This is a genomic window from Nocardia sp. CA-290969 (assembly GCF_050936135.1).
Lineage (GTDB): Bacteria > Actinomycetota > Actinomycetes > Mycobacteriales > Mycobacteriaceae > Nocardia.
Genome location: NZ_JBNJNJ010000001.1, coordinates 1283572 through 1302913 on the forward strand (window position 1 = coordinate 1283572; position 19342 = coordinate 1302913).

The 19342-nt window shown below is 69.5% G+C and carries 15 protein-coding genes and 4 tRNA genes; 9 read left to right on the forward strand and 10 right to left on the reverse strand.

Annotated features, from left to right (window positions below; genetic code table 11):
• Positions 1–174: 174 nt before the first annotated feature.
• Both ACQEVO_RS06075 and hemQ read left to right on the forward strand, forming a co-directional pair.
• Complete coding sequence (locus tag ACQEVO_RS06075) at positions 175–1548, forward strand: protoporphyrinogen oxidase (protein ID WP_432909688.1); 1374 nt, start codon at positions 175–177, stop codon at positions 1546–1548.
• A gap of 194 nt (positions 1549–1742) precedes the next feature.
• Positions 1743–2438: a hydrogen peroxide-dependent heme synthase gene (gene hemQ / locus ACQEVO_RS06080; protein WP_432909690.1), complete on the forward strand. Its 696-nt coding sequence runs from the start codon at positions 1743–1745 to the stop codon at positions 2436–2438.
• 103 nt (positions 2439–2541) lie between these two features.
• Here hemQ and msrB read toward each other — a convergent pair whose 3' ends face one another.
• The 4 genes from msrB to ACQEVO_RS06100 form a co-directional block, all read right to left on the reverse strand.
• Entirely contained in the window at positions 2542–2976 is a 435-nt protein-coding gene (gene msrB, locus ACQEVO_RS06085; RefSeq protein ID WP_432909692.1) for a peptide-methionine (R)-S-oxide reductase MsrB, read from the reverse strand.
• A gap of 38 nt (positions 2977–3014) precedes the next feature.
• Positions 3015–4361, reverse strand: a complete 1347-nt coding sequence (locus tag ACQEVO_RS06090) for a glycosyltransferase family 87 protein (protein ID WP_432909694.1) — start codon at positions 4359–4361, stop codon at positions 3015–3017.
• Between the two features lie 107 nt (positions 4362–4468).
• Positions 4469–6019: an alpha/beta hydrolase gene (locus tag ACQEVO_RS06095; RefSeq protein WP_432909696.1), complete on the reverse strand. Its 1551-nt coding sequence runs from the start codon at positions 6017–6019 to the stop codon at positions 4469–4471.
• Between the two features lie 107 nt (positions 6020–6126).
• Complete coding sequence (locus tag ACQEVO_RS06100; protein ID WP_432909698.1) at positions 6127–6891, reverse strand: pyrimidine reductase family protein; 765 nt, start codon at positions 6889–6891, stop codon at positions 6127–6129.
• A gap of 35 nt (positions 6892–6926) precedes the next feature.
• On the opposite strand from ACQEVO_RS06100, the gene zapE reads away from it, so the two are divergent.
• The gene (zapE, locus tag ACQEVO_RS06105) at positions 6927–7943 is read left to right on the forward strand and encodes a cell division protein ZapE (protein WP_432909700.1); all 1017 of its coding nucleotides are present in this window, start codon (positions 6927–6929) and stop codon (positions 7941–7943) included.
• 349 nt (positions 7944–8292) lie between these two features.
• Positions 8293–9102, forward strand: coding sequence for a tyrosine-protein phosphatase (locus tag ACQEVO_RS06110; protein WP_432909702.1), 810 nt, complete (start codon positions 8293–8295; stop codon positions 9100–9102).
• A gap of 6 nt (positions 9103–9108) precedes the next feature.
• Here the strand turns inward: ACQEVO_RS06110 and ACQEVO_RS06115 are convergent, their stop codons facing one another.
• A complete protein-coding gene (locus ACQEVO_RS06115; protein ID WP_432909704.1) occupies positions 9109–9642 on the reverse strand; it encodes a GNAT family N-acetyltransferase in 534 nt (177 codons plus the stop codon).
• A gap of 175 nt (positions 9643–9817) precedes the next feature.
• On the opposite strand from ACQEVO_RS06115, the gene ACQEVO_RS06120 reads away from it, so the two are divergent.
• The 3 genes from ACQEVO_RS06120 (at position 9818) to ACQEVO_RS06130 (ending at position 15331) form a co-directional block, all read left to right on the forward strand.
• The gene (locus tag ACQEVO_RS06120) at positions 9818–13306 is read left to right on the forward strand and encodes an FAD-dependent oxidoreductase (protein ID WP_432909706.1); all 3489 of its coding nucleotides are present in this window, start codon (positions 9818–9820) and stop codon (positions 13304–13306) included.
• A gap of 7 nt (positions 13307–13313) precedes the next feature.
• Complete coding sequence (locus ACQEVO_RS06125; RefSeq protein WP_432909708.1) at positions 13314–14267, forward strand: LysR family transcriptional regulator; 954 nt, start codon at positions 13314–13316, stop codon at positions 14265–14267.
• A 242-nt stretch (positions 14268–14509) separates the two neighbouring features.
• A complete protein-coding gene (locus ACQEVO_RS06130; protein ID WP_432909710.1) occupies positions 14510–15331 on the forward strand; it encodes a hypothetical protein in 822 nt (273 codons plus the stop codon).
• On the opposite strand, the gene ACQEVO_RS06135 is transcribed toward ACQEVO_RS06130, so the two are convergent.
• The 5 genes from ACQEVO_RS06135 to ACQEVO_RS06155 all read right to left on the reverse strand — a co-directional run bounded on the left by ACQEVO_RS06135 (position 15321) and on the right by ACQEVO_RS06155 (position 17411).
• Entirely contained in the window at positions 15321–16574 is a 1254-nt protein-coding gene (locus tag ACQEVO_RS06135; RefSeq protein ID WP_432909712.1) for a hypothetical protein, read from the reverse strand. The two genes, ACQEVO_RS06130 and ACQEVO_RS06135, sit on opposite strands and share 11 nt — an antisense overlap.
• Positions 16575–16744: 170 nt before the next feature.
• Positions 16745–17020 carry a hypothetical protein gene (locus tag ACQEVO_RS06140; protein ID WP_432909714.1) on the reverse strand — a complete coding sequence of 92 codons (276 nt, stop codon included), beginning with the start codon at positions 17018–17020 and terminating at the stop codon, positions 16745–16747.
• 127 nt (positions 17021–17147) lie between these two features.
• A tRNA-Val gene (locus tag ACQEVO_RS06145) sits at positions 17148–17222 on the reverse strand.
• Between the two features lies 1 nt (position 17223).
• Positions 17224–17294: transfer RNA gene (locus tag ACQEVO_RS06150), tRNA-Cys, on the reverse strand.
• Between the two features lie 44 nt (positions 17295–17338).
• A tRNA-Gly gene (locus ACQEVO_RS06155) sits at positions 17339–17411 on the reverse strand.
• 320 nt (positions 17412–17731) lie between these two features.
• Between ACQEVO_RS06155 and ACQEVO_RS06160 the strand changes: the two genes are divergently transcribed.
• Both ACQEVO_RS06160 and ACQEVO_RS06165 read left to right on the forward strand, forming a co-directional pair.
• Positions 17732–17803, forward strand: a tRNA-Val gene (locus ACQEVO_RS06160).
• 488 nt (positions 17804–18291) lie between these two features.
• Positions 18292–19311: a VOC family protein gene (locus tag ACQEVO_RS06165; protein WP_432909717.1), complete on the forward strand. Its 1020-nt coding sequence runs from the start codon at positions 18292–18294 to the stop codon at positions 19309–19311.
• Positions 19312–19342 lie beyond the last annotated feature (31 nt).

Below are 19342 nucleotides of genomic sequence, written 5' to 3' on the forward strand. Positions count from 1 at the left end.
AAGGAACCTGATGACCGGCCGCGGGCACGGCGCAGTCGCCCGGCGCTTTGTTGCCGCAGTGCCGGGGTTCTCCGGATACCCGTGGGATTTCTTGTTTCGCAAACTGTTTCTTCTTCACGCGACGGTGTGCGGGGTGCACGCCGGCGCTGCTGCCGGCCCGGATACGGTCGGGGCATGAGAATCGCGGTGGTCGGTGCGGGGATCAGTGGGCTGGTCTCGGCCTTCAGGTTGCGGCAGACGCTCGGTGCCGCGGCGGATCTCACCGTGATCGAAGGGCGGGGCCGGCTGGGCGGTGTGCTGCGGACGGGTCTGGTCGGCGGCGAACCGGTCGATCTGGGGGCCGAGGCGTTCGTGGGGCGCCGACCGGAGGTGCCGGCGCTGCTGCGCGAACTCGGCATCGCCGACCAATTGGTGCACCCGGCCGGACTCCGGCCGCTGATCTGGGCCGCGGGGCATACGCATCCACTACCCGAGCGGACGTTGATGGGTATTCCGTCCGGCCCCGATACCGTCGCCGGCCTGGTGGACGCGGAAACGGTGGCACGGATTGCCGGCGAACCCACCCGCCTCCTCAGCTGGCGTCCCGGCGCCGATATCGATGTGTACTCGCTGGTGGCCGATCGTTTCGGCGCGCAGACCGTGGCGCGCAGCGTCGACCCCCTGCTCGGTGGTGTCTATGCCGGCATGGCCAGTTCGATCGGGCTCCGCGCCGCCCTGCCCGCGCTGGCCACGGCCCTCGATCGCGGTGCCACCAGTCTCACCGCCGCGGTCTCCGCGACACTTCCGCCGCCTTCGGACGCTCCGGTATTCGGTGCGCTGCGCGACGGCTACGGCGTGCTGCTGCGCGCGCTGGCCGAGCAGACCGCGGCGCATACGGTCCGCGATACCGCGGTCGAGGCACTGAGCCGGGTATCCGGCCGCTGGCGGGTCGACCCGGTCGGTGAGTTCGATGCGGTCGTCCTCGCCACTCCCGCGCCCGTGACCGCCCGCTTGCTGGCCGGGATCGCCCCGGTAGCGGCCCGGGCGGCCGCCGGAATCGAGCTGTCGTCGTCGGCCCTCGTCGTCCTGGAATTGCCGAAGGACACCCCGTTGCCCCCGAATTCGGGCGTCCTGGTCGCCACGGGCGAATCGCTGCGGGCCAAGGCCTTCACCCTGTCCAGCCGGAAGTGGACGCATCTGGCGGCGCGGGACACCGCTGTGGTGCGGGTCTCGTTCGGGCGGTTCGGCGACGACTCCGCTCTCGCGTTGCCGGACGACGACCTCGTCGCCGCGGCCACGGCCGACCTCGCCACGGTCACCGGAGTCCCCATCGTCCCGCTGTCGGCAGCCGTCCAACGCTGGCCCGGTGGCCTGGCCCAATACGCGCCCGGCCATACCGAGCGAGTCGCCGAGATCGAATCCGATCTCAAAGGTTTCGGCGATCTCGCGGTGACGGGCGCCTACCTACACGGTGTGGGCGTACCGGCCTGCGTCGCCGCGGCGACCACCGCCGCCCACCACATCGCCACCGCGGCCACCGACACCGCTTCCCCCACCGGCGCCCCCTAGTCGGCAACGGCCTGCTCGCCGTACGCATTGAGTTCACCGTCGCACACCTTGAATGGTCAACATCCGTGGTTCGGGGCCCGTCTCGTTCTGGAGCGACAGAGCGGGGGAGCGAAGCGGAGGAGCGGCGGAGTGAAGAACGAGACAAAGGGGGGCCCCGAACCACGCGCCGCCGAAGGCGGCGCAATATAGACAGCATGGCGCGACTCGATTACCAAGCCCTCAACTCCACCATTCGCTATCTGATGTTCTCCGTGTACCAGGTGCGGCCGGGTGCGCTGGGGGACGACCGGGCGGCGGCGATCAAGGAGGCGCGGGCGTTCTTCGACGGTCTCGCGGATCGCGATGTGGTGGTCCGCGGGATCTACGATGTGGCCGGTATGCGTGCCGACGCCGATTTCATGGTGTGGACCCATGCCGAGCGGGTCGAGGATCTGCAGGCCGCCTACGCCGACTTCCGGCGGACCACCGAACTCGGCCGGGCCAGCACCCCGGTGTGGAGCAATGTGGCGCTGCATCGGCCGGCCGAATTCAACAAGAGTCATATCCCGGCGTTCCTGGCCGGGGAGGAAGCCGGGAACTACATCTGCGTGTACCCGTTCGTCCGCTCCTACGAGTGGTATCTGCTGCCCGACGACGAACGCCGCAAAATGCTGGCCGATCACGGTAAAGAGGCCCGCGGCTATCCCGACGTGCGGGCCAATACCGTCGCCTCCTTCGCCCTCGGCGACTACGAGTGGATCCTCGCGTTCGAGGCGCCGGAGCTGCATCGCATCGTCGATCTGATGCGGGATCTGCGGGCCACCGAGGCCCGGATGCATGTGCGTGAGGAGACCCCGTTCTTCACCGGTCCGCGCGTCGAGATCGACCAGCTGGTCACCGCGCTGCCCTGAGCAGCGGATACCGACCGCCCGGTCGGGCCCCTGGAAATAGGGGCATGTGCGCCGGGCGGTCGTTACGTAACGTACCGCTGGGCAAACGGAGAGCTCACTCCGCTCAGCTGGTCGAGGGGTGCAGCCGCAGCGAAATAGAGTTGATGCAGTACCGCTTGTCGGTGGGTGTCGGGTATCCCTCGCCCTCGAAGACGTGTCCGAGGTGGCTGTGGCAGTTCGCGCACAGCACTTCGACACGGCGCATCCCCAGCGAATCGTCGGCCCGCAGTATCACGGCATCCGACGACGCGGGATCGAAGAACGACGGCCAGCCGCAGTGCGATTCGAACTTCTCGGTGCTGCGGAACAGTTCGGCTCCGCAGGCGCGGCAGCTGTACACACCTTCGGTTTTCGTATCCGTGTACTCGCCGGTGAACGGCCGCTCCGTACCGGCTTCCCGGAGCACTGCGTACTCCATCGGATCCAGTTTGGCGCGCCACTGCTGCGGCGTGAGCTGGATTTTCGGGGTGGGCAGGGAAGTATCCGCTTCGGAACTCATGCCTCCACGCTAATACGATCGCGCGGCGGCGTCTCGTATCAGCTGCGTACGGCCTGCGTCTCGGCGACCCGAGGGGTGACGGGTTCCGGGACAGCGGGCTGCCGGGCGGCCCGCGCCGGATCCGGTTCGATACCGGGCATCGCGACGGCGCCGGCGGTATGCCGGGAATCGGGGGCGGTCACCATCCACTCGGGATCCAGCTGCGGCAACCGGCCGGCCCGGCGCGCGGCCAGGTAGCGGTCGCCGAGCACACAGAACACCACGATCAGCAGCAGTCCCCAGCCGAAGGTGATCCGCAGGTATTCGAGGTTGCGGCCGATATCGGGCCAGCGGTCCGACAGCCATTTGTCGTAGGACATGAACCCGAATATCGCCAGCCAGGCCGGCCAGTTGCGCAGGACGGAATTGCGCAGCACCACCGACATCAGGAACGGGAACAGCATCATCGAGTAGTACATCTGGCCGAGCGAGGTCAGCAGCCATTCGGCGAGCAGCAGCACACCGGAAGCGGTGGTGACGAAGAACAACTCGTCCTCGCGGTAGTACCGGTACAGAATCCACAGTGAGGCCAGCACCATGACCGCCAGGGACAGCCGGATCACCCACATCAGCCACGGCGGCAGCCCGTAGTACTCGGCGTTGCCGGGGACGGAGCTGTTGAAGTAGTCGCGCGTCTCCAACAGGTACGGCGTGGTGCGGGTGAAGAACTTCTCCGGGTCCTTCGACAGCGGCCAGGCTATGGCGGTCAGCACCAGCGGGACACCGAGTGCGGTGGTGAACACATTCCACTGTTTGCGGACGAGGGCGATCAGCAGTAGCGGCGCCAGCGTCGGTTTGACCGCGATAGTGAGCCCGAGTATCACCCCGGCCCACAAGTCTCGTCTGCGCAACAACAGGATCAGGAACAGCATCTCGGCCAGCAGCAGGCAGCCGTTGACGTTGGTGAACACCAGCGTGTTGATCACCGTCTCGGACAGGAACATCGCCAGCAGCAGCACCGGGGCGGCGATCGAGCGCAGCGTGTAGTTGAACAACCGCAGCAGCAGATACCAGGCGATCAGGATCGCCACCGCGTTGAGCAGGATGAACAACCAGCGCGACTTCTCGTAATCGATCACCGCGATCGGCGCGATCAACAGGGTGCCGCTGGGCGGATACAGGTAGTGCGGGTCCACCGAGTCGAAATTCGCCGTGTACACCGCGCGCCCGTTGAGGAAGTCCAGCGAGGCCTGGTAGACGGGCTTGTAGTCGTCGGTGACGAAACCGTTGACAGCCTTGATGAACACCCGGTTCAGCACGGTCATGACCGCCAGCGGCCAGAGCGCGAACCGGATCACGTCGGCGGTGGTTCGAGCAGTGCGGGGCTCGAGCTGTCGAAGGAACACCACGGCACGGTACACCGGATGGTGCCGTGGTGTTGCCGGGACCCACCCTCGACGCGCGGGGTGGCGGCGGCCGAACCCCCGGTCGCGGGCGGGTCGGCGGACCGCGGTCAGGCCGGGCAGGCGGCGCCGTCGCCCGGGAGCCTGCCGTCCTTCAGGTACTCGACGAGAGCGGTCTGCGCGCATCCGGAATGGGCGCTGACCGGATGACCCCAGCCCTGCCAGGTCATGGTCGCATGCCGGGCGCCCGCGGCGCCGAGCGCGCCGGTCACCGAGGCGTGCGCGGCACCGGTCACCGGGTCGCCGGCCCCGGTGAGCACCAGCACCGGCAACTCCAGGTCCTTCAGGGCGGGCGGGGCCTCCGTGGTGGGCCAGGCCGAGCAGACCAGCATGGACAGTGCGGCCGGCCGGCCGAACGCCGGATACTTCTGCGCCCAGATCACCGAGAGGTCGGTGACCTGCGGTGCGGGTGGTGGCTGCGGCATATCGGTGCATCCGTTGACGAACTGGCCGTCGCCCGCGGTCGCGTTCTCCTGCCGGTCGATGATCGCCTGCAAGGGGCCGCGGTCGCCCCGGTCGGCCGCGGCGAGCGCGTCGGCGAGTTCGGCGATCCGGCCGGACTGGTCGGCGCGCGGGCTGCCGAGGAACCCGGTCACCGCGGTGCGAACCGCGTTTGCCGAAATGTCGCCGAGCTGGCCGGCGGCGGCCTTCCCGACCAATTCGGTGACCTTCGCCCGGGGATCCGGGCCCAGCGAACACGCGATCCCGGCGCACTGCTGCGCGAACGCGGTCAGCGCCGCCTCCGCGCCCTGTACGGCGGTCTCGGTCCGGGTGATCGCGTCCACTCCCACGGGCGCCGGGGCGTCGAGGACGAGCCGGGCCAAGTGGTCACCGTATTTGCGGCCGTACTCCAGCCCCACCGTGGCGCCGGTACCGGTGCCCAGCAACGCGATCCGTTCGACTCCCCACTCCCGGCGCAGTTGCTCGATATCGTCGGCGGCGTGCGCGGCGTCGAATGTGCCGTCGTAGGGCTGCAGGAAATCGCGGCAGGCGATGGTCCCGTTGCGGGACAGTTCGGTCATCGCGGCCACCGGATCGCCGCCGGGCGCGAACTGCGCGTTGTCGTGCAGGCCGGAGCGGATATCGGCGGGCAGGCAGTCGATCGCCTGGGAACTGCCGATTCCGCGGCGATCCACCGCGACGACGGGGTAGGCGGCCAGCAGCGCGCTCGCGGGGCCGGTGACCATACCGGCGAGGGTCGCGGTGGAGGAGCGGTCGACGCCGGAGGTCAGGACCAGCGGGGGGACATCGGCCGGGGTCTGCGGGAGCCGGGCCCGCACCGCACTGGCCCGGAAATTGCCGAGCACGGTGCCCGCGCTGTCGATCGGGGTGGAGAAGTCCGCGCATTCCAGGACCACACCGGGCGCTCCCGGACCCATACCGACCTGGTCGAATGTCTCCCGGGTGCAATCGCGCCAGGCGAGTTCCTTCTTCGGAACCTCGGCCGCGGGCGGCGGCGGGACCTCGGCGGAAGTGGCGGGATCGCCTGGCGCAGGCGGATGTTCGACGGCGACATGCGGACGGTCCGAAGGGCCCGCACCGCATCCGGCGATCATGATCAGCAGTGCCGAGGCCGGCACCAGTGCCCGAGTCCAGCGCATGCGTTACAGCCTGCCAGGTCCGGTCCGGGCTTGCCTGCGCGGGACGCACCCGGCACCGCTCCGATATCGCCCGGCGAGCCCGGGTAGTGGCATCCGTCCCGCGGCCGTCACGTCCGTACCCAGCGGGTGAGCACCGTTCCGTCAGTGTCGAACAGCACGTGGGCGGGCATCATCTGCCGGGCGAATTCCTCGTGGGACACCGAGATCCGCCGCGCCGAGCCGCCGGTCAGCAACGGCGCGGTGGTCAGGCACACCTCGTCGACCACACCGGCGCCCGCCAGCGACCCGAACAGTTGCGGGCCGCCCTCGCACAGCACCCGCCGCAGCCCGCGGGCGGTCAGCGCGGCCGGCACCGCCTGCGGTGCGATGAGGTGATCGCCCACCTCGAGCACCTCCGCGCCCGCGTCGGCCAGTGCGCGTTTGCGGGCGGTGGGTGCGGCGGCGGTGGTCAGTACGAGGGTCGGGGTCCGGGCGGTGGTGATCACCCGGTGATCCGGGGCGAGGTCGGCGGATGCCGTCACGATCGCGATCGGCGGGGGATCGCCGGCGGGGTGCCCGCCGATACCGCGGGCATACAGGGCGCTGCGGAACCGCGGGTCGGTCTGCGCGCCGCCGTAGTTCTCGGCGCGGACGGTACCGGCACCGACCAGCACCACTTCGGCGAGTTCGCGCAGCATATGGAACACCCGCTTGTCCGCCGGGGTACCGAGCACTTCCGAGACGCCGCCGGTTCCGGTGACAGCGCCGTCGATACTGGAAACGAAATTGACCCGCAGCCAACTCCGTTCCGGATCGGGTGGATAGGCGTACAGGTCGGCCAGCTTCTCGTTGGCGAGGTCTGTGAGCTGGATCGCATCGGGGATACGCTGCATAACAACAGCTCATATCACGTCATTAGGCTGCACACATGCAAGAACGCCTCGTCGACCGCCGCCCGGAGGTCCCCGCCGACCAGTTGGTCGCCCAGATGGTGCCCCCGCCCATGTTCGACGAGGTCGGTTTCGACACCTACATTCCCGACCCCAACGAGCCGAGCCAGGCCGCCGCGGTCGCGGCGGGGCGCGCGTTCGCCGACAAGGTCGCCGCGATCCACAAGGCCACCAACAAGAAGTCGCTGTTCGGTAAGAAGAAGCCGCCCCAGGGCGCGGGCCTGTACCTGGACGGCGGGTTCGGTGTCGGCAAGACCCACCTGCTGGCCTCGATCTTCCACAGCGCCCCCGCGCCGAAATCCTTCGGCACCTTCGGCGAACTCACCAATCTGGTCGGCGCGCTCGGATTCGGCAATGCCGTGGAGCGGCTCTCGGCCAACAGTGTCCTGTGCATCGACGAATTCGAGCTCGACGATCCCGGCGACACCATGCTGGTCTCCCGGCTGCTCACCGAACTGTCCGCGAGCGGGGTCTCGATCGCGGCCACCTCCAACACGCTGCCCGGGCAGCTGGGCGAGGGCCGCTTCGCCGCCCAGGATTTCCTGCGCGAGATCAAAAAACTCGGCTCGATCTTCGATACCGTGCGCGTCGACGGCCCCGATTACCGGCATCGTGACCTGCCGCCCGCCCCCGAACCGAGCAGTCCCGAACAGCTGGCCGAACGCGCGGCCGCCACCTCCGGCGCCACGCTGGACGATTTCGACGCGCTGCTGCACCATCTCAGCACCCTGCACCCCTCGAAGTACGGCGCGCTGATCCATGGGGTATCCGCGGTCTTCGTTTCCGGTGTGCACCCGGTGACCGACCAGGCGGTCGCCCTGCGCCTGGTGGTGCTGGCCGACCGGCTCTACGACGCCGGCACCCCGGTGACCGTCTCCGGCGCGAAACTCGACCGGATCTTCTCCCAGGAAATGCTCGACGGCGGGTACCGCAAGAAGTACCTGCGCGCGATTTCGCGGCTGCTCGCACTCTCCCGGTTCGAGGTCGCGGCCTGAGCGAGTCAGGCCCGGAGGCGGTAGCGCAGCGTCACCACGCAGGGCCCTCGCTCAGGCCCGATCGGCACTGCCTGAGCGAGTCAGGCCCGGAGGCGGTAGCGCAGCGTCACCACGCAGGGCCCTCGCTCAGGCCCGATCGGCACTGCCTGAGCGAGTCGGGCCCGGAGGCGGTAGCGCGGCACCGCCTGACCGCCGCTGGGTGGTAGCCCGCGGCCCGCGCCCGGTCTACTCGCGCGCTGCGGGACATGCGGACGCCACGCCGTTTCCGAGTTGACCAGGGGCCCGGCTGTTGGTTTGCTGGGGCGGGCACCACGCGGGGGGTGCCGTCGAATATCGATGGGAGTCCGCCATGGTTCATCGTCCGGCGCGTGTACCGGCTGCCGTCCTCACCGGTCTGGTGGTGGCGTTCGGCCCGGCGACGGCTGTGGGTCTCGCCGATCCACCGGCCGCCGTGGAGGCGGTATCGGCCGACCGGTCGCTGCAGCTGACCGGGGCCCCCAACGCGCGGGATATCGGCGGCTACCGGACCACCGATGGGCGGACCGTCCGCACCGGAATCGCCTTCCGCACCGATCAGCTCACCAACCTCACCCCGGCCGACCTGGCCGAACTGAGCCGGCTGGGTGTTCGCGAGGTCGATGATCTGCGCACCGTGTACGAGCGGGCGCTGGCCCCCGACCGGATTCCCGCGGGCGCCCGGTCCAACTGGTACGACATGATCGGCGCGGCCCCGCTCCCGGAGTTGATGTCGACGCTGGCCGGCGGCACCGATCTGTACCGGGCGTTCATCACCGCGCCGGGCGCGAGCCAGGCCGTGGCCGCGGTGCTGCGGGATATCGTCGAGACCGGGCAGGACCCCGCAGGTGGCGCGGTGGTGTTCCACTGCACCGCCGGTAAGGACCGCACCGGCTGGGTCGCGGCGGTGCTGCTCACCGTGCTCGGCGTCGACCGCGACACGGTCACCGAGGATTTCCTGCTCTCCAACCACTACCGGAACGCCGCCCCCGGCGACGGGCTGGCCGGTGTCCAGCGGGAATGGCTCGACTCCGCCTTCGACCAGGTGCGGGTGAGCTACGGCAGTTTCGACCGGTACGTCAGCGAGGGTCTGGGTCTGACCGCCGCGGAGGTCGAGGCGCTGAAAGCGCGCATGCTGGCCTGATCCGGCTCAGAACACCAGTCGCAGCACGTAATCGTGGTGCAGTTGGCGGCCGACGGTGAACGTTTTGGTACCCACCCGCTCGAATCCGTACTTGGCGTAGAAACGCTGCGCGCGCAGGTTCTGCTGGTTCACCCCGAGCCAGACTCCGGCGTAGCCGGCGCCGCGGGCCCGTTGCAGCGCCGCCGTCATGAGCGCACTCGACACCCCGGTGCCGTGGTGGCCCGGCAGCACGTACATCTTGCTGATCTCGATCACCGGATCCAGCGCGACGGCCGCCGCCACGGCGGGATCGGCCGGGGCGCCGCCGTGCAGGAGCGCGTATCCGACGATTTCGCCCTCGTCTACGGCTTTGAGCACCGTGCGGGCCGGATCGGAGAGGTATTCGCCGAACCGTTCCCCGGACAGTACTTCCGCGAGGAACACGTCGATATCGTCGGGTTCGGTGCCCGGGGGACACGCCAGCGGGAAGGTCGCGGCGGCGACGTCACTGAGTGCTTCGGCGTCCCACAGTCCGGCCCGATCGACGGTGACAGTGGTCATAGCTCCATGAGACCACAGCGCCCGTCGTTCCCGGCGTGTGCGCAGGTCCCCTCGCCGGGAACCGCCGTACCACCCGGCCCGGGCGGCGCCGGAACCGTTTCTCCCGACCTGCGGCGATGAGCCGAAAACCGGCGCCGGCTTTGCTGCCGGACGCATCCGACGTAATCTCTCGCCCATGAGGAGCGGGAACCGCATCGCAATCGTCGGTGCGGGTATCGCGGGTCTGGTCTGCGCGAAGGTCCTGACTGAGGATGGGTTCGCGGTCGAGGTGTTCGATCGTGCCCCCGATATCGGCGGCGTGTGGAGCGAGACCCGCCGTTACCCGGGCTTACGGGCGCAGAGCACCAAGTACACCTACCACTTCTCCGACCATCCGATGCCCAACGACTACCCGCGGGTGCTCGACGGCGCACGGATGCAGGAGTACCTGTCGAGCTATGTGCGCGCCTTCGGCCTGACCGACAAGTTGCGCCTGCGCACCGAGGTGGTGGCGGCCGACCCGGTCGAGGGCGGCTGGCTGCTGGAGATCCGCGACGCCGACGGGGTGCACCGCACCTCGTGCGATCACCTGATCATCGCCAACGGCGTCTTCAGCGAGCCCGAAGTGCCGGACTTCGCGGGCGCGACCGAATTCGCCCGCGCCGGCGGCCAGCTCGGGCATTCCACCCAGTTCCTCGATGTGGAGGCGGTACGCGACCGGTCGGTCGTCGTGATCGGGTACGGCGCCGCCGCCGGCGATATCGCCACCGAGATCAGCCGGGTGGCCGCCGACACCACGGTGGTGGCGCGCCGGCTGCTGTGGAAGATGCCGCGCCGGCTCGCCGCCGGTATCGATGCCGAACGGGTGCTGCTCACCCGCACGGGTGCCGCGCATTTCGGTCATCCCGAGCCCGGCCGGCTCGAGCGGCTGCTGCACGGCCCGGGCCGCTCCTTCCGCGACAGCAACCTCGACCTGATCGAAGCCCTGGTGGCGCAGCGCTCCGGCGCCGCCGAGCTCGGGCTGATCCCCCCGGTACGGTTCGAACAAGCGCAGGACGGGGCCTTCGGTCTGGCGTCGGAGGGTTTCGCCGAACAGGTGACGCAGGGGCGGATCACCGTCCGCGGCCAGACCCGGGTTGTCGGGCTCGGCGGCGGCCCGGCCGGCCCCTACGCCGAACTCTCCGACGGGCAGCGGGTCCGCGCCGATATCGTCGTCTGCGCCACCGGCTTCCAGCAGCGGGTCCCGTTCCTGACCCCGTACGTGCAGCGGCAGCTCACCGACGACGACGGCAATTTCCGGTTGTACCGGCAGATCCTGCCGCTGGACGTCCCGCATCTGACCTTCGCCGGCTACCACACCTCGCTGCTCAGCGCGGTGCGTGCGGAAATCGGCGCGCACTGGACCTCGGCGCTGCTCACCGGAAATCTGGCCGTGCCCCCGGCCGAGACGATGAGCGAGCGGATCGACGCCCGGCTGCGCTGGCTGGACCAGCACACCCGGGGCCGCCACACGCACGGCACGGTCACGCCGTACGCCATTCGCGATATCGACGAACTGTTGGCTGATCTCGGGGTCCGGCTCCCGCTCGCGGCCCGTACCGCGCAGTGGCTGCGGCCGGTGCGGCCCAGCGATTACCGGGTGGTGTCGCGGCGCAAACGCGGTCCCGGCGGGCAGGCGGCGACGCCCGCGGCGACGGATCCGGCGACGGGTGGACCGAACCCGGCTCCGGTGACGGGTGGACAGACACCCGCCCATCCGCCCACCGCTCCGCTCGCCGTCGCCCCGCCGGCCGCCGCGCAGGGAGCGGCCGCGGCACCGGCGCAGCCACAACTCCACGCCCCGGTAGTGCCCGCGGATTCGCCGACCGTCCGGATACCGGAGGCCGTCGTCGCCAGCGCCGTCCGGACGGCAGCCCTGCCCGCCGTGGACCCCGCGGCTCGCACCCGCCCGGTCCCGGAAATCCGGCCTCCGGCGCACCCCGAACCCTCCCGGCCGGCAGCCGCAGCGCGGCCACCGCTGCCCGGTCCGCAGGGCTCCGCCGCCGCGCAATCCCGCTCTGCACCCGTGACCCCGCCGCCACCGCACGACCCGGCGTCGGCGGCGCCCATTCCGCCCTCCGCAACCCGGCCGCCGCACGTAGCTCGGCCGTCGGCCGGTGCGTCCGGGCCCGCGGCGGCCAACTCGCTCGCGGCGGCGAATCCACAGCCCGCGCCGCCCAACCCACGGCCTACGGCCGAGACGCCGCCGAGCCCGGCTCCGGTGACGCCGCGCTCCGCGGCCGCGCAGGAACTTGCCGCCGAGGCTGCCCGCCGGGCCGCGGCCGAGCAGCGGGCCGCCAAGATCGCCGCCCGCTCCAACAGCGCGACAGTGCGGATCGATATGCGTACCGCGCAGCCGCTGATGGAAGGACTCCCGCCGGCGAACACATACCCGGTGCCAGGAGCTGCGGCTGCCGGCGCCGCCGAAACCGGACAGGTTCCGCCTCGCCCCGCGGAGCGGCCGGCCGAGATGGCAGCGCCGGATCCCGCTTCCGCGCAGCCCGCCGACTCCCTGCCAGGTCACGTCGAGTCGGCTTCCGAGGGCTTCGCCGCCGGGCAGCCGGAGCAGGCCGAAGAAACCTTCCCCGAAGCTGTTGCGGGCTCGGCACCGGACGACAGTCACGGAGTAGACGACGCTCGCGGGGCGACCGACAGCCGCGGGGCAAACGAAGCCCACGCCTCCTCGGATCAGTCCGCAGACTCTCGTTCGGGTGCCACCGAACCAGCCGCGGAGGATCTCGCCGGGGGGCAGCCGAGGCAGGCCGAGGCGAGCAGGGCCGGAGCCGTTGCGAGCTCGCCGCCGCACACATCTGAATCTCCTGCCGCGAACGTGGAACCCGTGGCCACAACGACATACCGGGCGCGTGGATCGGTGCAGGTCCCGGAGGAAGAGCCCGGGTCGACTCCCGCGGAGCCGGTGTCCGTGGAAGACATCCGCCCGGCGTCCGGAACGACCCGGGACGCCACCGGATCGAATGCGCCGGGACCTGACGGCCCGGCGGCCGATGAATCCGTTGCTCCGGGGGCCGATGAGTCTGCTGCTCGGACTGCGGCGTCTGTGGCCGAGGGAAACGCCACTGCCGTATCCGATGCCTCCGCGGTGCAGTCCGGAGAAGAAGAACCCGCGCCGGCGGCCGATCGCATCTCCGAGACCGCTTCGCCTGCCGCGGAGGTGCGATCGGCCGAGGACACAGCGGCCGCGGCAGAACCGTCCGAGCTGGGTGCCGGGAACCGAGCGAGTAGCGCCGGCGAGTCTGCGGAGCAACGGGTCGAGCCCGTGGCCGAGGGTGCGGATCCGGAGGGACAGCAGGCCGACGCGGACCCGGAATTGGCCGGATCGACCATGGAGAGGGCCGGAGAATCCGCCCCTGCCGAACAGACAAGCCCGTCGGCTGCAGCGGAGTCGTCCGCGGGCGGCGGTGTTTCTGTAGAGCCGGCCGCGGTAGGAGACGACGAGGCGGCTACTGCGGACCGGACGGCCGAGCAGACCGCGGATGCCGCGGAGATGGGGGCCGGCGGGACAGAGCCGGCGACCACCGGGTCGTCCACGGAATCCACGGAATCGGCGCCGGATCGTCCGGCCGGCGACAGTGCGCGGGATACCCCCGAGCGCCCCGCGTCCCGGTCCGCCGCCAGGCGGACCTGAACCGGGCGTGGCGGATCTCGACCTGAACCTTCTGGTGGCGCTGCACGCCCTGCTCGAAACCAACAGCGTCACCAAGGCAGCCGAACGGCTCAACACCTCACCGCCCGCGATGAGCCGCACACTGGCGCGTTTGCGCCGCGTCTACGATGACCCGCTGCTGGTGCGCGCGGGCCGCGACCTGGTGCCGACACCGCGCGCCCTCGAACTGCGGTTCGAGGTGAGCGCCCTGGTGGAACAGGGCCGGGCGCTGCTGGCGAAACCGGATACCGTCGACCCCACCGCTTTGGTGCGCGGTTTCGCGCTGCACGTCGACGATGCGGTGCTGCCCGAACTCGCCGGTGGCCTGCTGACCGCCGCCCGCGCACAGGCACCCGGGGTCACGCTGCGTTTCGTCCCGGCCGACCCGGCCGGGGCGGCGAGTGCTTTACGGGAAGGCCGGATCGACGTGGAGGTCGGGGTGATCGCCCGGGCGGATCCTCAGACCCGGGTGGAACGCGTCCGCGGTGACCGGCTCATCGGCGTGGCCGCGCCCGGGCATCCGCTGGTCACCGAGCGCGCCACCGTCGCCGCCTACGCCGCGGCGGCGCATCTCAGCATTTCGCCGCGCGGTATCGCCCGCGACGCCATCGACGACCGGCTCGCCCTGCACGGCCGCACCCGCCGCGTCGTGGCGACCGTGCCCGATCTGACCACCGCGCTACTGGCCGTGCGGTCGGGCGCGGTGGTTTGCCCGGCACCGGCACTGGTCGCGGCCACAACGCTACCCGCGATGGGGCTGTGCGCCTTCGAGATCCCGCTGCCGCTGCCGGAGGTGACGATTTCGCTGGCGTGGCATCCGCGCAACACTCCCGACCCCGCGCATGCGTGGTTGCGTACGTTGATCCGTACCGTGCTGGCGTCCGGTGATCCGGTGACCGGGACAGCGCGGGCGGAGAAGGTTCGGCGGGTCCCACTTGGGTAACTGCTGGGGATAAACCTGGCGCTGACCGGCAGTTGTGGCGCACCCTGGGAGTGTCGGTGTGGTGGTCGGGCCGGCGCGGTGTTCGGGTTCAGATGGGTGGTCGCATGCAGACTAAGCGGCGAACGGAAATACGGTGTGGGCGCCGGACAATGCTGTCCGACCTGGGGATTTCGGACGGTCAGCCGCGAGGTGAAGAGACCGGGGAAGCCGCGTCCGGTTATGGTTGCCGCTGCGCCCGTTGTGTGGAAGCCCAATGGAACACCCAGCGCCTGAAGTACTGGCTGGCCGCCCGGCTGCTCGCGTTCGGCGCCGACGAGGCGGTGGTGGACCGCCGGTGCGGGTCGTTGACCATCGATGTGTGGTGGCGGCGCGGCACCGAACAGTTCGCGATCGAGGTGCGTTCCGGGCCACTGACTCAGGAGCTCGCGCAGCAACATACGGATCAGTTGAAGGCTTTGGGTTATGCCGGCGTGCTGTGGTTGTGCGCGCCCGGGTACTGGGTGGCGCAGCTCCCGGCTCTCGGTATCGCCGATCTGGCGCCGGAGTCGTGCGAGTACCGCGCGGCGACCGGCATGCTGGAACTCGGTTCCGAGGGTCTGGTGGTGCCCGGTGAACGCCCCTACGAACTGCGTGAGTTCTTGCGGGAGTGGGTGGCCGGTGAGGTCGCGTGGGGTTATCGCGATCATCTGAGGAAGGGTTGGGCGGCCGTGACCGACTGGGAGAAGCACACTCGTACCCAAGCGCTGATGCTCGAACAGCAGCGTCAGGAACTGATTCAGCAGCGCACGGCGCTGGCCGTGGCCCGGCAGGCGGTGCGGGAGAAGAAGCAGCAGCTCGAGCGCGCGCAGGCCCGGATGGAGCGGACCGCCCAGCGGGCGCGGGAACAGGCCGAGGCAGTGGCCGCGGTGGGCCGGCGGGTCGCCGATCAGGAGCGGGTGCACCGCGCGCTGGAGGACACCATCCGCCGCCTGCACAAGACCATCGACAACTGGCAGGTCGTCACGGTTTTCGTGATGCTGCTGCTCGCCACCTTCATCGCTGCGACCATGTTCATCAAACCTTGACCGCGGCGGGACCGCCGGCGCGCGGCTGTTCTCCGGTCGACAGCCGGAAGGGCGTACGGTCCCAACGCCATTCGTAACGGACGGCCAGTGCGAGCAGATCGATCGGCGCGAGCCCGCGCTCGGTCGCCAGCTGCCGCAGCGCCGGCCACCGCACCGGTCCCTCGGCCAGCAGATCCGTCAGCTGTCGGACGATATCCGTGGCCACCGGGTGCGTGGCGAGTTCCGGTTCGCCCAGGGCGCTTCCGGTCCACAGCATCCAGCCCCACCCGTTCTCGTGCGCCCACGCCCGCGCCGCGCGCGCCTTCTCCCGGTTCACGTGGAAACCGATATGCCCCAGCGGTTGCACATCGATCAGGGCTCTGCGGCCGTCGTCTAGTTCGGCGACGAGTGTCGGAAAGTGCACATGTTCCGCACCGTCGACTCGATAGCCGACGGCATCGGGATACTCCTGGAAGGTCCGGATGCGGTCGTCGTTGTCGAGCAGCCGCATCAGGCGCGCCTCGAGCCCGGAGTCGAAACCGATATCCCGGCCCGGCTTGTGCAGATAGAACCGGCCGCGCCCGTCGTCGTCGAGATCGAAGGAGCGCGCCGCCGCGGTGGGCAGGGGCGCCGCGGCCGCGGACCGCCGCGGCCACTCGATCCGCTGCGGCCACGGCGCGGGCGGCCCCGCCGGCGGCCCGATTTCCCGCAGCCTGGACAACAGGTGATTGGTTTTCTTGCGCCACGCCACGATCCGCTGCGTGACGAAACCCGCGACCCGTTTCGCGTCGGCGGCGCTGTGCCCCGCCAGACGCAATTTCAGGTAGGCCAGATCGTTGGCGGCGATATCACCCTCGGTGGCATAGGTTTCGGCCAGCAGCGCCCGCGTGAGCGCCGAATCCCGCGTGCCCACCGGGTAGCGCCGGGCATACACCGGCACCGGAAGCCGCCCGGAGCGCGCCGTATGCCGCAACAGCTCGCCCACGGCTTTGGTGTGCAGCTGGCGGGCCCGGTCCCGCGAGAAGTCGAACCGGGCCCCGATCCGGGTCAAGGTTTCGGGCCTTTCCCCGGCGATCCCGAGCCGCAACCGCAGAATGGTCCCGGCCCGTTCGCGGTCCACCGCGTACTCGGCGATCAGCTCCCCCAGCGCGTGCGCGCACTCCTCGAGCTCGAACGACAGATGATCGCGCAGATCATCGGGAAAGTCCGCGGCATCGGTGCCCGCACCGTCGTACGCCGTCTCACGGACTGGTTCCGCCTGCACAACACCCCCTTGTCGGGATCCCGGATCACCGGCCGGCTCGAGTACGTGCGGGCCAGCTTATCGGCGGCCGCCGACAAGATCCGGCACCGGCCACCGGAATCCGCGGCGACCGCATGGTCGAACGGCGGCACCGTCACGGCGTCCGCACAAGCCCGAGATCCTGCTCTCGGTCAGCCCCGGCGCCTGCGGACGGCCGCTGCCACATCACGGGCCAGGTCTGCGGGCAGTGCCGCAGCGAAGGTGTGGTGCAGAACCAGCCCGCGCGGCCAGCCGGTGAACAGGACGGCGCGGCGGATCGCGGTACGGCAGGCACGCAGATGAGCGGCGTTTCGATCGGGGTCGACGTCGGGGCCGGAGGTGAGGAGGAACAACACGTACCGCTGAACTGCCTCCGCCGCGGCATCGAGGCCGGCTTGCTGCTCCGGTGTGATGTCGGGGACGTTCATGGCGGGCCTCTTCCTGTGCCGTGGATATCGCCCACGGCGGCCCGCTCGTTTCCCGGCCGATCGAGCGCCTATCCGGCACAGAAGAAAAGACCCGGCCGGAAAGGCCGGGTCTGAACTGTTCTCATGGTGGTGCGCGATACTGGGATTGAACCAGTGACCTCTTCCGTGTCAGGGAAGCGCTCTCCCGCTGAGCTAATCGCGCGAGGTGGAGACGGGAATCGAACCCGTGTGCACGGCTTTGCAGGCCGTTGCCTCACCACTCGGCCACTCCACCGCGCAAAGGGGGAAGGCATTCTATGCGCCTGGCCCTACCTCTCGAGCGGATGACGGGATTCGAACCCGCGACCCTCACCTTGGCAAGGTGATGCGCTACCAGCTGCGCTACATCCGCATTTGCTCCTCGGCGACCTGGCGGCCCTCCGTGGTGCGAGACAGAACATTAGCCGACATCCGGCGAAACCTACAAATCGCCTGGTAGAAGGGCATGAACTACACGGTTGTCATTCATCCGCCGCGACGGGCGGCGGGTGTGCTGCGGACACCGTCGGCGGGTTGCGTCGGTGACCGGTTCTGTCCCGGCAGGTGCCGCGGAACGGCCGTGCCGGTGCTCCGGCAGCGAATGACATGGGGGTGATTTGGTAGCGGATGGGTGGTGCGTGTTAAGGTTCCATCTCGTTCGGAGGCATCGGAAGAAGCCCCCGCACGATTCCCGGTCTCATAGCTCAGCGGGAGAGCGTCCGCCTCACACGCGGAAGGTCGCTGGTTCGATCCCAGCTGGGACCACTCGAATGCCCTCTGATCTTTGCAGCTCAGGGGGTATTTCTTGTTTCGGTCGGTTCTGCGGGTTGCGACTTCGTGCCGACGACTCCATCGGCGTGGTTTCGGGACGCGGAACGGCAGGGCAATCGCCATACCCAGCGAACTCCACAGGCTCGCGAGGGTGTGTCCCCTTCCCCAGCCGAACTCGTTCTGCAACGGGACGATCAGCGGGCCGAGTGTGTACCCGAGAGCGCTGAAGCCCAGCCCGGCACCCACAGTCGCGAAGGCGAGAACTTTCCAGTTGGCCGTGAGCTCTCCCCGGGTGAATGTAGGCACCGCTGCCGTCCCGTGCTCCCCGGAGAGTGTTCCCGCAGCCGGTGTGGCCGGGGCTGCCGCAGCCATCTACGGCATCGATAGTTGGTATCCGCGAGACCCGGTTCCCCTTTCGGTTGATCGCCTTGACACTGGTGACTCGCACCACAGTCAGTCGAACCGTCGATAAGGACAGAACCGTGTCTCAGCTGCTGGCTCACCTCAGCCATGTCGAAATCACCACCCCGGACGTCGCCGCCTCGGCGCGCTTCTACGTCGAGCAGTTCGGGATGCGGGCTATCCATGAGATCGATGGCCGTACGTATCTCCGGTGCTGGGGTGATTACTACACCTACAGCCTGGTGCTCATCGAAGGTCCCGAACCGACGTTGCAGCGTATGGCATGGCGTACGACCAGTTCCGAGGCGCTCGAGCAGGCCGCCGAACGTATCGAGGCCGCCGGAATCACGGGGGAGTGGACGACCGGGTCGTTCGGATTCGGCCGGGCCTACGAGTTCACCGGGCCCTACGGCCACCCGATGCGCCTGTTCTACGACGTGGAGAAATTCACCGCGGAACCGGAATTCGAGTCCATCTACCCGGACCGGCCGGAGAAGCGCTCCGCGCATGCCGGGGCTCCCCGGTTCCTGGATCACGTCACGATCGCGGCCTCCGATGTGCGTGGGTTCTGCGCCTGGTACTCCGAAGTGCTGGGATTCCGGACGATGGCCTTCACCGAGCTCGAGGAAGCGCCCATCACCGTTTTCGGTGTTCTGACGACCAACGAGAAGTCGCACGATCTCGGGGTGGTTCTCGACACCTCGGAACGGGCCGGTCGCATCAACCATGTCGCGTTCTGGGTGGACACCTATCAGGAGCTGCTGGTGTGCGCGGATGTGCTGATGGAACGCGGCACCGCCATGGAGTACGGGCCCTCCATCCACGGCATCGGGGAACAGAACTTCCTGTACTTCCGCGAGCCGAGCTCGATGCGCATCGAATTGAATTCGGGCGGATACCGCAATTACGTACCGGACTGGGAACCGCATACCTGGAAGCCGTCCGAAGGCTCGAACAACCTCTACCGCAACGGCGCCATGCCGCATTCGATGACCGAATCCTTTCCCTACGCCGAAGGTTTCACGGCGACGGAGGAAGGAGCGTCGGAGGAGATGAAAGCCGAGCTGCTCAATCCCTACGCGACCCCCGGCCAGGGCTGACCTGCCCCTCTTCTACCCGGCGCCGTCGCAG

Bases quoted from the DNA above. Each gene is read 5' to 3' on its own strand.
- ACQEVO_RS06075 (WP_432909688.1), top strand. From the start codon at position 175: ATGAGAATCGCGGTGGTCGGTGCGGGGATCAGTGGGCTGGTCTCGGCC.
- hemQ (WP_432909690.1), top strand. From the start codon at position 1,743: ATGGCGCGACTCGATTACCAAGCCCTCAACTCCACCATTCGCTATCTG.
- msrB (WP_432909692.1), bottom strand. From the start codon at position 2,976: ATGAGTTCCGAAGCGGATACTTCCCTGCCCACCCCGAAAATCCAGCTC.
- ACQEVO_RS06095 (WP_432909696.1), bottom strand. From the start codon at position 6,019: ATGCGCTGGACTCGGGCACTGGTGCCGGCCTCGGCACTGCTGATCATG.
- ACQEVO_RS06100 (WP_432909698.1), bottom strand. From the start codon at position 6,891: ATGCAGCGTATCCCCGATGCGATCCAGCTCACAGACCTCGCCAACGAG.
- zapE (WP_432909700.1), top strand. From the start codon at position 6,927: ATGCAAGAACGCCTCGTCGACCGCCGCCCGGAGGTCCCCGCCGACCAG.
- ACQEVO_RS06110 (WP_432909702.1), top strand. From the start codon at position 8,293: ATGGTTCATCGTCCGGCGCGTGTACCGGCTGCCGTCCTCACCGGTCTG.
- ACQEVO_RS06115 (WP_432909704.1), bottom strand. From the start codon at position 9,642: ATGACCACTGTCACCGTCGATCGGGCCGGACTGTGGGACGCCGAAGCA.
- ACQEVO_RS06120 (WP_432909706.1), top strand. From the start codon at position 9,818: ATGAGGAGCGGGAACCGCATCGCAATCGTCGGTGCGGGTATCGCGGGT.
- ACQEVO_RS06140 (WP_432909714.1), bottom strand. From the start codon at position 17,020: ATGAACGTCCCCGACATCACACCGGAGCAGCAAGCCGGCCTCGATGCC.